Origin of the sequence: Neisseria sp. Ec49-e6-T10, assembly GCF_051132615.1 — a bacterium.
Lineage (GTDB): Bacteria > Pseudomonadota > Gammaproteobacteria > Burkholderiales > Neisseriaceae.
The window spans coordinates 552,005-566,406 of record NZ_CP152375.1 but is presented as its reverse complement, the minus strand read 5'-3'; the positions used below and the strand labels follow the sequence as shown (position 1 = coordinate 566,406).

General features: G+C 36.3%; 13 protein-coding genes and 1 pseudogene. 8 read left to right on the top strand and 6 right to left on the bottom strand.

The features are described from left to right. Positions 1-12 precede the first annotated feature (12 nt). The 5 genes and pseudogenes from AADH04_RS02820 to AADH04_RS02800 form a co-directional block, all read right to left on the bottom strand. A complete protein-coding gene (locus AADH04_RS02820; RefSeq protein ID WP_434778735.1) occupies positions 13-948 on the bottom strand; it encodes a TPM domain-containing protein in 936 nt (311 codons plus the stop codon). Further along, complete coding sequence (locus AADH04_RS02815) at positions 945-2,009, bottom strand: hypothetical protein (protein WP_434778734.1); 1,065 nt, start codon at positions 2,007-2,009, stop codon at positions 945-947. The genes AADH04_RS02820 and AADH04_RS02815 overlap by 4 nt, the downstream gene beginning before the upstream one ends. 194 nt (positions 2,010-2,203) lie before the next feature. Then, positions 2,204-2,980: a CDP-diacylglycerol--serine O-phosphatidyltransferase gene (gene pssA, locus AADH04_RS02810; RefSeq protein WP_434779785.1), complete on the bottom strand. Its 777-nt coding sequence runs from the start codon at positions 2,978-2,980 to the stop codon at positions 2,204-2,206. A 9-nt stretch (positions 2,981-2,989) separates the two neighbouring features. Then, a pseudogene (locus AADH04_RS02805) lies at positions 2,990-3,637 on the bottom strand (phosphatidylserine decarboxylase); the annotation flags it as partial. A gap of 200 nt (positions 3,638-3,837) precedes the next feature. After that, positions 3,838-4,143, bottom strand: coding sequence for an ArsR/SmtB family transcription factor (locus AADH04_RS02800; protein ID WP_434778733.1), 306 nt, complete (start codon positions 4,141-4,143; stop codon positions 3,838-3,840). A gap of 781 nt (positions 4,144-4,924) precedes the next feature. Between AADH04_RS02800 and gyrA the strand changes: the two genes are divergently transcribed. The 8 genes from gyrA (at position 4,925) to grxB (ending at position 12,846) form a co-directional block, all read left to right on the top strand. Further along, entirely contained in the window at positions 4,925-7,555 is a 2,631-nt protein-coding gene (gyrA, locus tag AADH04_RS02795) for a DNA gyrase subunit A (protein ID WP_434778732.1), read from the top strand. Positions 7,556-7,756: 201 nt separating this feature from the next. Beyond that, a complete protein-coding gene (gene frdA, locus AADH04_RS02790) occupies positions 7,757-9,547 on the top strand; it encodes a fumarate reductase (quinol) flavoprotein subunit (protein ID WP_434778731.1) in 1,791 nt (596 codons plus the stop codon). Beyond that, entirely contained in the window at positions 9,534-10,280 is a 747-nt protein-coding gene (locus AADH04_RS02785) for a succinate dehydrogenase/fumarate reductase iron-sulfur subunit (protein ID WP_434778730.1), read from the top strand. The genes frdA and AADH04_RS02785 overlap by 14 nt, the downstream gene beginning before the upstream one ends. 1 nt (position 10,281) lies before the next feature. Continuing rightward, positions 10,282-10,674: a fumarate reductase subunit FrdC gene (gene frdC, locus AADH04_RS02780; RefSeq protein ID WP_434778729.1), complete on the top strand. Its 393-nt coding sequence runs from the start codon at positions 10,282-10,284 to the stop codon at positions 10,672-10,674. 8 nt (positions 10,675-10,682) lie between these two features. Next, positions 10,683-11,027, top strand: a complete 345-nt coding sequence (gene frdD / locus AADH04_RS02775; protein WP_434778728.1) for a fumarate reductase subunit FrdD — start codon at positions 10,683-10,685, stop codon at positions 11,025-11,027. A 91-nt stretch (positions 11,028-11,118) separates the two neighbouring features. Then, positions 11,119-11,352: a hypothetical protein gene (locus AADH04_RS02770; RefSeq protein WP_434778727.1), complete on the top strand. Its 234-nt coding sequence runs from the start codon at positions 11,119-11,121 to the stop codon at positions 11,350-11,352. Positions 11,353-11,761: 409 nt separating this feature from the next. Beyond that, on the top strand, positions 11,762-12,127 hold the full coding sequence (locus AADH04_RS02765; RefSeq protein ID WP_434778726.1) for a hypothetical protein: 366 nt from the start codon (positions 11,762-11,764) through the stop codon (positions 12,125-12,127). A gap of 71 nt (positions 12,128-12,198) precedes the next feature. Further along, entirely contained in the window at positions 12,199-12,846 is a 648-nt protein-coding gene (grxB, locus tag AADH04_RS02760; RefSeq protein WP_434778725.1) for a glutaredoxin 2, read from the top strand. Positions 12,847-12,933: 87 nt separating this feature from the next. Here the strand turns inward: grxB and guaB are convergent, their stop codons facing one another. Next, the gene (guaB, locus tag AADH04_RS02755; RefSeq protein ID WP_434778724.1) at positions 12,934-14,397 is read right to left on the bottom strand and encodes an IMP dehydrogenase; all 1,464 of its coding nucleotides are present in this window, start codon (positions 14,395-14,397) and stop codon (positions 12,934-12,936) included. Positions 14,398-14,402: the final 5 nt, after the last annotated feature.

Below are 14,402 nucleotides of genomic sequence, written 5' to 3'. Positions count from 1 at the left end.
TGATTGATGTGTTTAAAATTTTCTTCCTGCCCCTCCATGTGTGGTACCACTTAATGATTGATGTGTTGTAGAAGGGCTGGATGTACTCGTGTTTGAAGTACTTGAATTTTTTGAGGTGTTGGAAGCTAATGGTTTATGTTCAGATTCTTGTGGAATGTGTGTGCGGGTCACTTTTGAGTCAACTAAATCATCGGTACATAAGGTAACAACAAAACCTTTTTCATCTAAATAAGTGTGAGCATTAGGTGCTTGAGAAATTTTTTGTTTATTCCATAAAGTCAGCAAAAATATGATGATGCCCCCCATTGTGGTACCAAGCTTGAGGGATTCTAGTAATTTTTCAGACGTAGAGGTTGGTTTATTTAAAGCAGGGTTGGCTGTTTTGTTTTCTTTCTGAACCATTATTTGGGCAGGTATATTGTCTTGGATGTCTTGTAGCGTAGTAGATTGTACTTGCTGTTCTATATATGATTCAGATAATTCTAAAAATTGTTTGCTGGCATTAAAGTAATGGTTTTGGGCTAAATCAATATAAATGGAATCTAAAATTAAGTTGATTTTTTGATCTGTGAATATATCAATTGCTTTTCCTGTGGTACTAATCCATATTTCTCGTTCTTTCATATTGATTAGCATGATTAAGCCTGAGCGATCTTCTCCGTAACCAAATTGGTAGGCATCATAAAAATCATCTGCATAATCCCTTGATGTTTTACCGTTTGGTTTATTTGTTGTGACCACTGCAATATCAATTCGCTCATTTTTTGCAATATCTTGGGCGATTTGTGATAGGTTATTTTTTTCTGTCTGTGTAAATAATTGCGCATAATCATATATTTTTATGTCTTTATTAAAAGTGGTGGGTTTTGCCTGAACAAAAACGGGCGCTAATGTCATTAAGAGCAATAATAGTAGGGGGAATAAAAGGAGCAGATGATTTTTTTTCATAGTATGCTCCAAACAAAATGGCAAACTGAAATGATGGTACTAAGGGTAATGAATTTCTTAAAGACTTCCATATTACTAATGGGTAGTCTTCCTGTAACTTTTCCTGTTTGTCCATTCATGGCAAAAACAAATGTTTTTTTATTGTATTGAGTCATCACAGTCCAAACGGGAAGCATGACACTGATGTGATTTATGGTTTGATTCATATCTATCTGGGTAGAATTGATAGAAGAATAACCTGTTACTGTTTGGGTAATCATTCTTTCTACTTCAGGATAAACTCTTTTTAATACCCGTTCAGTTGTTTCTTCAATTTTGACATCATGGATTTCAGCAAAATGCCCTGATAAATAGGCTAGGTCAAATTGTTCCATCTGATTGTAATGAAATGGTTCCAATTGATCCATTAAGTCATCATTCATTTTGGCCGAACCATCAGCAGGAATTTTCTGAAAATTGGCTTGTCCAGCTCGTTGTACTTGATAGTAGTCTATTTTGCTGTATTGATAATGTTCGTCCTGCCAAGTTGACACTTGCGTTGTTTGTGATTGTAGGTGAGTATTTGTATCAATATCAAAAAGCCAAAAGGGGACATATAACCCGAAAACTTCGCCTTTTTTTACAAGCTCTTTAAATGTTTTGGGTAAAAATAATTTATTTTGACATGCTTTTTGTAAGGCATTGATTGCGTCTGCTTTAGTTTGTTTAAATGGAATTAAATAATCGGGTTTGTTGATATCTTCTTCTAATTTTGAGGCAACAATAGCTGGGTTGTGACAATAGACACAAAAAGTAGCTACGGTATTATGTGTTGTTAAAATTTTGCCACCGCAGCTTGGGCAATAATAAAGCTTATTTTCTTCATGATCATCTATTTTATTTGTGTCAGTAGATGCATGTGGTGGTAGGGTGCTGCTGTTTGAGTCGAGGATTTCTGCATTGTTTTCTAGTTGTGTTTGGGTAAATTCTGAACGGCAAAACTGACATTGCCAATTTTGTTTTTTTATATCAAATATCAACGCTGTTGAACATTTTGGGCATTTATAACTGACAATATCCACGTATATTCCTCCTCCCGATATTGTATACGTAAGTGTGTTGTTGAATATTTATTACGAAGTAAACTTTCAAGTAAGTTGATCTATGTCTATTTGGGTCAGCGCGAATTAAATATGTTTTTTTATGATCGGCTTATTGCTTTGCTGCGGTTATGTTTGAAATAAAAAACCTCTTAAGTTATTAAGAGGTTTTTATTTCATTGTGCTGCATCTGTATCTTGGCTCGGTGGAGTTGGTGATTTTTTTAGATAATGCATTGCTGCTAATACATAGCCAGATAAGCTGTATAAGACAAAAAAACCAAAAAGCATAAAAGATGGGCTCCACATCAAAGCAATAAGTGCCGCTAGTACAATTAACATACCAAAGAAGGGTACTTTTCTGCGGATATTGATTTCTTTAAAGCTCCAAAATTTAATTTGCACAACCATGGAAATACCAGCAAAGGCTGTGATAAACAAACAAACATAAGGCATATATGTAAAGTTAACCAGTTTGTTGTCATAGCTAATCCATACTAAGCCTGTGACCAAAGCGGCCGCAGTTGGACTAGGGATCCCAATAAACCAGCGTTTATCTGCTGTGCCAATCATGGTATTAAATAAGGCAAGGCGTAGTGCTGCACACGCACAGTAAATAAAGGCAACAGACCAGCCCAACTTACCAAAGTCGTGTAACATCCATGTATAAGAAATTAGGGCAGGGGCAACACCAAAGCTAACCATGTCAGACAGGCTATCCAGTTGTGCGCCAAATTCACTTTGACTGTGGGTTAAACGGGCGACTCTACCATCAAGCCCATCTAAAATCATGGCAATAAAGACAGCAACAGCCGCTATTTTAAAATGCCCATTCATTGCTTGTACGACGCCATAAAATCCGGCAAATAGGGCGGATAAAGTGAATAAGTTTGGTAGTAAATAAATGCTTTGTTGTCGTAAACTGCGTTTTTGAGTTTCTTTTTGCACAATCAGTACCCTTTATTGGTTAGGTAATTTGGCGAGTATTGTTTCTGTTGCCCGAACTTTATCGCCAATGGCAACTTTAGGTTCTGCCTCTAACGGTAAATACACATCAACACGTGAACCAAAACGAATAAAGCCATAACGTTGCCCACGAGTTAAATGTTCTTGAGCTTTTGTATAACATAATATACGGCGAGCAACCAAACCTGCAATTTGCACAAATGTAATTTGTTTGCCGCTGGGTGTGGTGATGAGTACAGCATTGCGTTCATTTTCTAATGAGGCTTTATTTAATGCTGCATTTAAAAAACTGCCAGAAAAGTATTCCACTTTTTCTACTGTGCCATTTGTTGGGCTACGGTTTGAATGGACATTAAACACATTCATAAATACGCTGATTTTTAAAGCTTCTTGCTCACGATATGGATCCATTGCTTTTTCAACAACGACAATTCTGCCATCAGCAGGGCTGACAATAGCATCAGCATCTTGTGGAATCACACGAGCTGGGTCTCTAAAAAACTGGATCACAAAAAGCGATACTAACCAAAAAAGAATAGACAACCAAGGCAGGAAAATAGAAACCACAACAGAGGCGGCTAATGAAATAGCAATGAAAGGCCAGCCTTCACGTGCAATAATAGGATGTGGGTAAGAAGAATGCACAACTGCTCCATGAGTATATTATTTTAAAAAGCTAATTATATCGTTAATACATTCATTTGAGCAGTCTGTGACCCTAAAAAGGGTAAAAAATAATCAGAACCAACAGGACATTGGCTTAATTTGTTAGGTGGGAATTTAGTGTGCTTAAGTAAATATCGTTCGTTAATATTTTTCTTTAAATATCATTAGTATTTTATTACCTACATTAAATTCTGTAATGCTTGTTGAAAAGCCATAATGTTTTCTTCATCTCTCTTATAGTATGTCCATGCACCAATTCTTTGCGATTTTAGCAGTTTAGCTCTTTGTAAAGAGGCTAAATAAACAGAAGTGGTTGATTGTGATAAGCCTGCTTTTTCTTGGATTTTTTGTACAGAAACACCGACTTCTTCTGGGTCAACTGGTTGACACGCAAAATGCCTGGCTGGTTCTTTTAACCAAGTGAGAATATCCAATCGTGTGGGGTTACTAAGCGCTTTTAATGTTTCGTTAATATCTATGTCCATGAAATTTCCTTACCTATTATTATTTGTTTAAAAATGCTTAATCTGCATTTTATAGTACCTGATATGAATTAGACATGCAATCGCGTTATATACACTTTTATTTATAAAAAATAATGAATAAATATAAAACTTAACATCATAATTTTATTGTTAAATAGAAATATATATATTTATATATTTTATATTATTTATATATATAGTAACAAAAAGCTATTTATATTTGTTTTTAATAGAAAATCTATAAATATCAAAATTTATATATGAACTTTTTGTTATGAAAAATGGCTACTGTTCTATTTTTTGTTTATATAGTTTGCTTGATATATTATTCAATTAATTTAAAAGATATAAAAAATAAATTTCTTAAATTTTAGTTGTATTTTAGTCAACTCTTTTTATGGGAGGGATATTGTTTTATTTGGTTAAGCTCTTGTCTATCTAAAATTCTATATTTGTTCTTTAATTAATAATTAATATTAATATTTATTTATTATTAATAAGTTACATTTGTTTTTTAGAGTAAAAGCACTATTTTGGGGTAAATAACTTTAGTGAAAAATAAGAATGAAGACGCAAAATTCTGGTCTTCGTTTAAGAGTCTATTTACATAAATATGAGGGGTGTTTTTAGATAGCATTATTTTTTTGAAATATTTCCAAAGAAATTAAATATAACTTAAATAAAATTGCTTATTAAGCGTCAACCCTGTCTCAAATTTAAAACCACAATTTTAAAGGGTTTGTGGTATAATTATCGTTTAAATTTCTGATTATATGACATTATGACCGATCAAGTATTCGCTAAAGAAACCATTGCCATCAGTCTTGAAGAAGAGATGCGTCGCTCTTATCTGGATTACGCAATGAGTGTCATCGTAGGAAGAGCATTGCCAGATGTGCGAGATGGTTTAAAACCCGTGCATCGTAGAGTATTGTATGCAATGAGTGAGCTTTCAAACGATTGGAATAGAGCATATAAAAAATCTGCCCGTATTGTGGGTGATGTAATCGGTAAATATCATCCTCATGGTGATACTGCTGTATATGACACGATTGTCCGTATGGCTCAGGATTTCTCTTTGCGCTATATGTTGGTTGATGGGCAAGGTAACTTTGGTTCCATCGATGGTGACCGAGCAGCTGCAATGCGTTATACCGAAATTCGCATGGCGCGTATCGCGCATGAGCTCTTGGCTGATATTGAAAAAGAAACGGTCGATTTTGGCCCTAACTATGACGGTTCAGAACATGAACCTTTAATCTTACCTGCTAAATTACCTAATTTACTTATTAATGGCAGTTCTGGTATTGCGGTGGGTATGGCAACTAATATTCCCCCTCACAACTTAAATGAAACAATCAGTGGTTGTTTGGCATTATTGGCCAACCCTGATATGGATATTGATGCGTTAATCGAGCTTATTCCCGCACCTGATTTTCCAACAGGTGCAACCATTTATGGTTTATCAGGTGTAAGAGAAGGGTATCGTACAGGTAGAGGCCGTGTGGTTATGCGTGCCAAAACACATATAGAACCAATTGGTACGGGTGATAGAGAAGCGATTATTGTTGATGAAATTCCGTATCAGGTAAACAAGGCACGGTTACTTGAAAAAATTGCCGAACTTGTACGAGACAAACAAATAGAAGGCATTTCTGATTTACGTGATGAGTCTGACAAATCAGGTATGCGTATGGTTATTGAGCTAAAACGCAATGAAAATGCAGAGGTTGTTCTTAATCAGCTTTATAAGTTAACTCAGTTGCAAGACAGCTTTGGTATCAATATGGTGGCTTTGGTTGATGGTCAACCACGTTTGTTGAATATCAAACAGATATTAGCTGAGTTCTTGCGTCATCGTCGCGAAGTTGTTACCAGACGCACTTTGTTTGAATTAAGAAAAGCACGTGATCGTGGGCACATATTAGAAGGTTTAGCCGTTGCATTATCGAATGTAGATGAAATTATTGCTTTGATTAAAGGTAGTGCTAATCCACCAGAAGCCAAAGCTGGCTTAATGAGTAAAGCATGGCGTTCTGAGTTGGTTGAAAAAATGCTTAGCCGTGTAGAGCTGGATGATGCTTTAATAGAAGTAGATGAACAATTTGGTTTAAAAGACGATGGTTATCATTTATCTGAAGTCCAAGCTCAGGCTATATTGGATTTACGTTTACAAAAATTAACAGGTTTAGAACAAGACAAAATTGTTGCTGAATATCACGATATTATGACTGTGATTTTAGATTTGATGGATATTTTGGCTAAACCTGAGCGTATTAATCAAATCATTCATGATGAGTTAGAGGCGATTAAAAATCAATTTGGGGATCCTCGTCGATCAGAAATTAACCCATTTGGTGGAGATATTGCTGATGAAGATTTAATCCCGCCTCAAGAAATGGTTGTTACCTTATCTCATATTGGCTACATTAAAACGCAACCGTTAGATGACTACCAAGCACAGCGTCGTGGTGGAAGAGGAAAACAAGCGACAGCAACAAAAGATGAAGACTTTATTGAAACATTGTTTGTTGCCAATACACATGATTATTTATTGTGTTTCACTAGCCTAGGTCGTTGCCATTGGATCAAAGTGTATAAATTACCTCAAGGTGGTCGTACCAGCAGAGGTCGTCCAGTTAATAACGTATTAGAATTGCAAGAAGGCGAAAAAATCAGTGCGATATTGCCTGTACAAAGCTTTAATGATAATGAATATGTCTTTATGTGTACTGCGCAAGGCACAGTGAAGAAAACATCATTAACTGATTTCTCTCGTCCACGTAATGGCGGTATTATTGCTTTGGCTTTAGATGAAGGCGACAGCTTAATCGGTGTAGCTAAAACTTCTGGCCAGCATGAAATCATGTTGTTCTCTAGTGCAGGTAAAGCGGTACGATTTGAGGAGTCTGATGTAAGGGCAATGGGACGTTCTGCTCGTGGCGTACGTGGTATGAGCATGCCTGAAGGAACTCGAGTGATTAGCTTGCTGGTTAATAACCCTGAAGAGCAAACTATTGGTCAGGTATTAACTGCTACTGAAAACGGTTATGGTAAACGAACACCTATTGAAGATTATCGCAAATGTAATCGTGGTGGTCAGGGTGTTATTGCCATTGATACTGGTGAGCGTAATGGGCAGTTGGTTGCGGCTATTTTGGTTGCCCAAACAGATGACTTAATGCTGATTACTTCTGGTGGGGTGTTGATTCGCACTAAAGTTGCTCAAGTTCGAGAAACAGGTCGTGCGGCGCAAGGTGTGCGTTTGATTAATTTAGATGCAGGTGAAAAACTGGTTGGTCTGGAAAAAGTAGCTGAAAGTGATGAAGAAGAAAATGAACTTGTAGATGCAGAATCAGAATCTACGGTGGTTTCTGATTCTGACGATAATGAAACTGTTTCAGAAGAATAAATTAATCTAATAAATTGTTTTCTTTTAAAAGGGATAAATTGTATGAAGCAATTTATCCCTTTTTCAATGTATAAACTCTTAACAAAAATTTACTTTTCTTCTGTATTTTTTGCTAGAAAAACTTTATTTCGGTCAAAGTTTTATTCAGAAACATCAGTATAATGATACTGAAACTTTTAAAAAATCTATTTGGAATTTTTTGTGCAAAATATCAATGTGGACATTGCCATTGTTGGCGCTGGTGGTGCAGGGTTACGTGCAGCAATAGAAGCTGCGCGCTTATACCCTGAGTTAACAATAGCGCTTGTCTCTAAAGTCTATCCTATGAGAAGCCATACTGTCGCCGCAGAAGGTGGGGCGGCAGCAGTGATTAAAACAGAAGATTCTTTTGATGATCATTTTTATGACACGGTAGCTGGTGGCGATTGGTTATGTGAACAAGATGTGGTGGATTATTTTGTTCAAAATAGCCCACAGGAAATGATACAACTTGAACATTGGGGGTGTCCTTGGAGCCGTAAAGATGATGGCTCTATTAATGTTCGTCGTTTTGGTGGCATGAAAGAAGAGAGAACCTGGTTTGCTGCCGATAAAACGGGGTTTCATATTTTACATACTTTATTTCAAACATCACTGAAGTATCCACAGATTAAACGTTTAGATGAGCATTTTTTACTGGACTTGTTGGTTGATGATGGTGTAGTGCAAGGGCTGGTTGCGATGAATATTATGGAAGGTACCTTGGTACAGGTCAATGCACCTTCTGTGATTTTAGCAACGGGTGGTGCAGGTAGGGTATATCAACATAATACAAATGCAGGCATTGTGACAGGCGATGGTATGTCTATTGCTTTTCGGCATGGTGTACCGTTACGGGATATGGAGTTTGTGCAATATCATCCAACAGGTCTGCCAGGGTCGGGTATCTTAATGACTGAGGGGTGTCGTGGCGAAGGTGGTGTGTTGATTAATAAAGATGGTTATCGTTATTTACAAGATTATGGCCTTGGGCCTGAAACACCATTGGGTTCTCCTCAGAATAAATACATGGAACTTGGGCCAAGAGATAAAGTTTCTCAAGCATTCTGGCATGAATGGCAGGCGGGCAGAACCATTAAAACAGCCCAAGGGGATGTGGTTTATCTTGATTTACGTCATTTAGGTAAAAAACACATACAAGAGCGTTTGCCTTTAATTTGTGAGTTAGCTGGACATTATGCAGGTGTTGATCCTGTTGTTGCACCTATCCCAGTTAGACCTGCTGTGCACTATACTATGGGTGGAATAGAAACAGATATTATGTGTCAAACCCGAATTAAAGGGTTATTCGCTGTTGGAGAGTGTGCTTCAGTAGGGTTACATGGTGCCAATCGTTTGGGATCTAACTCCTTAGCTGAATTATTGGTTTTTGGTCAAGTTGCAGGAGAAAAAGCAGGGTTATATGCCAAAAAATTTCCGTTGGCTTTTTCATCTACCACTCAAGCTCAGATTAAAGATGTTGAACAATCATTACAGCAGTTATTGTCCCAAAAAGGCAATGAAAAATGGTCTAGTATCCGCCATGAAATGGGGCAAACAATGGAAGAAGGATGCGGTATTTTTAGAACACAAACCCTATTACAAAAGACAGTTGACCAGCTTGAACAGTTACAAGAGCGTTTTAAACAAGTTCAAATTGGGGATAAGTCAAGCGTGTTCAATACGGATTTATTATACGCCTTGGAAGTAAAAGCCAGCTTAGATATTGCCCAATGTATTGCTCTTTCTGCTTTACATAGAAGAGAATCCAGAGGCGCACATCAACGATTGGATGAAGGTTTGACTGAACGTGATGATCAGCAATTTTTGAAACATACTTTAAGTTTTTATCAACAAGGAAATACCCCAAAATTGTCTTTTAGTGATGTGCTCATTACCAAATTGAAGCCTGCGCAAAGAGTATATGGTCAAGCACAAGAAAAAGGAAAGGCAGAAGAAAATGGTGCAAAATAATATTGCCATACAAGTATCAAGATATCGGCCAGAACAGGATGAGCAACCTTTTTTACAGACTTTCCAAGTACCTTATGATCAAACAACATCATTATTAGATGCATTAAATTATATTAAAGAAAACTTGTGTGCTGATCTGTCTTTTCGTTGGTCTTGTCGAATGGCCATATGTGGTTCTTGCGGCATGATGGTCAATAATATTCCTAAGTTAGCCTGTAAAGTATTTTTACGAGATTACCCCGATGGATTGCTGGTAGAGCCATTGGCTCATTTTCCGATTGAACGTGATTTAGTGGTTGATATGGGGCGTTTTATGTCTTCATTAGAAAAAATAAAACCCTATATTATCAATGATAAACCACTCTCTATTGCCGATGGGCCAACTAAGCAGACACCAGCACAATTAACCAAATATCAGCAATTTTCAATGTGTATTAACTGTGGCTTATGTTATGCAGCTTGTCCTCAATTTGGTTTGAATCCAGAATTTGTTGGGCCTGCGGCATTGGCTTTGGCGCAACGCTATAATTTAGATAATCGTGATGCAGGCAAAAAAGAACGTTTACCTGTTTTTAATACAGATAATGGTGTATGGAGCTGCACCTTTGTTGGTTATTGCTCAAAAGTTTGTCCTAAAGGTGTTGACCCTGCTGCTGCGATTCAACAAGGAAAAGCAGACAGTGCCACAGATTTTTTATTTGCCTTAGCCAAAAATCGTGCTCAGAAAGAATAAGATGCAAACTAAACGAAAACCTTTTAAAAAAGAATTGACGGCAAGTTGGTGGCAAAAAAATCCTTTTTTCCGTTTTTACATGCTCAGAGAAGGAACGGCAGTTTTTACCTTATGGTTTAGTTTGGTATTAATATATGGTGTGTTTTGTTTGGGGCAGGGGGTAGAAGCATGGGCAGGTTTTATCGGCTTTTTAAAAAAACCTTTTATCCTTGTTTTGAATATCATCAGTTTGTTGGCTGCCTTATTGCACACAAAAACTTGGTTTGAGTTAGCACCTAAAGCAAAAATGATTATTGTACGTGGGCAAAAGTTACCAGACATTATTCCTGTAAGTATTTTATGGGGGGCTACTTTAGCCGTTTCCATTATTCTTTTATTTTTAATTTTTAAATAAGAACAAATATGAAACAATCAGAAAAACGATCAAATGAGCTTATATTTTGGGGAATGTTTGGTGCTGGTGGTATGGTCAGTGCCATAGTTGCCCCTATTGTCATTATTGTGGTTGCTTTTATTTTACCATTTGCATCAACACAAACCAGTGATTCAATTGTTTCTTTCGCACACTCTTTAATCGGGAAATTATTTTTGGCTGTTGTCATTATTTTACCTTTATGGTGTGCTTTTCATCGTATTCATCATGCTTTACATGACTTAAAAATTCATTTTCCCTTTAGTAAGTTTTTATCTTATTTTTCCTGTGCTGTGCTCAGTGTGATTGCCGTGTATTTGATTATTATTTATTAATTTTTTGAAATGAAAGAAATTGATAAAAATATATTTTCAATTAATTTGGTGTAAAATAAAACTAAGGTAAATTCAATTAAGGAATAAAATCATGTTAAAAAAAATCAGTATTTCGATCTTATGTAGTGGTTTGTTGTTATTGAGTGCTTGTTCTGAAAAGTCACAAGAAAAAACGACACCTGATCAGGTCAAAGATGCCATTATTGATCACACACAAGGACGTTTGAATGACATGAAAGACGATGTCAAAAAAGCAGAAGATTTAGCGAACCAAAAATTTAAAGAAGCTGAAGAAAATATTGGTAAAACCAATGGCAATCAGTAGTACAAATAAATAAAAATTCAAGGGTAAAATACATAAAATTGGATGAGCAATAATGTCTATTTTATAAAGTAAAAATGACATATTGCTCTCTGAAATCATGGATTAAAATGCATTATATTGATTCACTCAAGCTTATTCATCAATAGATAAAATTATTTTTAGCTTTTATTGCGTCCATTATGCTTTATATGGCCCCAAAATATTAAATTTTAATCTTATTTTTTATGTTGTATTAAGTAAATTTGTCGCTTGCTCTATTGTAATTTGTTAAATTTTAAATTAAATAGATTTTTTGTTGATTGATATTTTTTCTTAATTTTTAAAATAAAATTTAAAAATAAATATATTTTAGATTGATTTAGTGTAAAATCATAAAACATTATGAACATTATCAATAAGGAATTAAATCATGTTTAAAAAATTAACTGTTATTGCATTATGTAGTGGTTTATTGCTAAGTGCTTGTTCTGAAAAAACTCAGGAACAAACTACACCAGAGCAGGTAAAAGATGCTATTGTTGATGATTCAAAAGATACGCTGAATGAAATGAAAGATGAAGTAAAAAAAGTGGAAGACTCAGCAAATCAAAAAATTGAAGAAACAAAAGATGCTGCTGCACAAAAAGCTGAGGAAATAAAAGGTACTGAGGAACAAAAAGCCGAAGAAGTAAAAGGTGCTACTGAGCAAAAAGCCGAAGAAATAAAAAATGCCGCTAAACAAAAAGTTGAAGAAGCAAAAGATAAAATAAATCAGAAAGTTAAAGAATCAGAGTAAAGCCTTAATAAACTACAGATCAGTAATTGAGTGTGGCGTTTAAGGCGATAAATATAAGTAAGGGAACGCACATGAAACTATATGTATATGATCATTGTCCTTTTTGTGTGAAAGCAAGAATGATTTTTGGCATAAAAAAACAATCTGTTCAGGTACATTATTTATTGAATGATGATGAACAAACACCAATCAGTATGATTGGGCAAAAAATGACGCCTATTTTGGAAAAAGAGGATGGTACATTTATGCCTGAAAGCATGGATATTGTGCATTATATTGATCAACTTTACCCACCAATTACGCTAATTGGGGCAACTAATCCCCAAATAGCACAATGGTTAGAGAAGAATGGTCAAATCATTAATCAATTACGTATTCCACGTTTTGTTAAAGTGCCATTACCTGAATTTGAGACTGAAGCGTCACGCTTATATTTTACTGAGAAAAAAGAAAAAACAATGGGTTCATTTGATGCATTAATTCAGCAAACGGCGGTATTGTTAGCGCAAATGAATCAAGAATTGTTGGTATTGAATGAAATGATTCAAACAGAGCATGCATGTAATGGTGTGCTCTCAGAAGATGATATTCATTTATTTGCCGCTTTACGAGGGCTTTCCATTGTCAAAGGAGTTGCTTATCCAGCTAAAGTAGAGGCTTATCGCCAAGCAATGGCTAAAGATAGCAATGTTCCTTTGCATGATCACATTGCTATATAATTATTAATATATTGTGCTCAGTTTGAGCTGAATATAAAAAAACCAGAAAAATTCTTTCTGGTTTTTTTATTTGATAACAATAATTAATTATTTATTAGCATGGTAATTAGGTGCTTCTTTGGTAATTTGTACATCGTGTACATGCGATTCATTCATACCCGCAGAAGTAATTTCCACAAAATTAGCTTTCTTATGCATATCTTCAATAGTGGCACAGCCAAGATAACCCATAGAAGAGCGTAAGCCACCTAGCAATTGATGAATCACTGGTGCAATAGGGCCTTTATAAGGCACTCGCCCTTCAATACCTTCTGGAACGAATTTATCCGCATTGGCTTCATTATCTTGGAAATAACGGTCTGATGAACCTTGGCTCATTGCTCCTAAAGAACCCATGCCACGATAAGATTTATAAGATCTGCCTTGATACAATTCAATTTCGCCTGGTGCTTCTTCGGTACCAGCAAACATGCCTCCTAACATTACACTATGTGCGCCTGCTGCTAATGCTTTGGCAATATCTCCTGAAAAACGAATACCGCCATCTGCGATTAAAGGAACACCTGTACCTTCCAGTGCTCTGGCAACATTATGAATAGCAGTCAATTGAGGCACGCCGACACCTGCAATAATACGAGTTGTACAAATAGAGCCTGGACCAATGCCCACTTTAACCCCATCTGCTCCAGCATCAAGTAAAGCTTTAGCTGCATCAAAAGTGGCAATATTACCACCAATCACTTCAAGTTGAGGGTACTGTTGTTTAGCCCAGCGAACACGGTCTAAAACACCTTGGCTATGTCCATGAGCTGTATCCACAATAACCACATCCACTCCAGCTTCTACTAAGGCAGCGATACGTTCTTCCGTTTCCTTACCTACACCAACTGCGGCACCTACACGTAATTGACCATGTTCGTCTTTATTGGCATTAGGAAATGCACTGGTTTTTAAAATATCTTTAACTGTGACTAAACCTTTTAGATGCCAGTTATTATCCACAACCAATACTCGTTCAACTTTATGTTCATGCATAACTTCTCTTGCATATTCTATGGTTGAACCTTCAGGTACAGTGACCAATTTTTCTCTTGGGGTCATAATAGCCGCAACAGATTGATCTAGACGTTTTTCGAAACGTAAGTCCCTATTGGTGACAATGCCAACAACTTGGTTATTTTCAACAACAGGTAAACCAGAAATCTTGTGTTTATACGATAGCTCAATTAAATCCCGAATCAACATATTAGGGGCAATGGTGACAGGGTCTTTAACAACGCCACTTTCATGTCTTTTTACTTTGGCAATACGGCTGGCTTGGCGTTCAATACTCATGTTTTTGTGTACAATACCAATACCACCTTCTTGGGCAATAGCAATAGCCAAACGGGCTTCTGTAACCGTGTCCATTGCTGCAGAAATAAGGGGCATATTTAAAGTGATGTTGCGGGTGAGGGGGGTTTTAAGAGTAACGTCGCGGGGTAAAACTTGAGAGTGTGCTGGAACCAGTAACACATCATCAAAGGTATAGGCTTTTTCTATAATGCGCATGATGT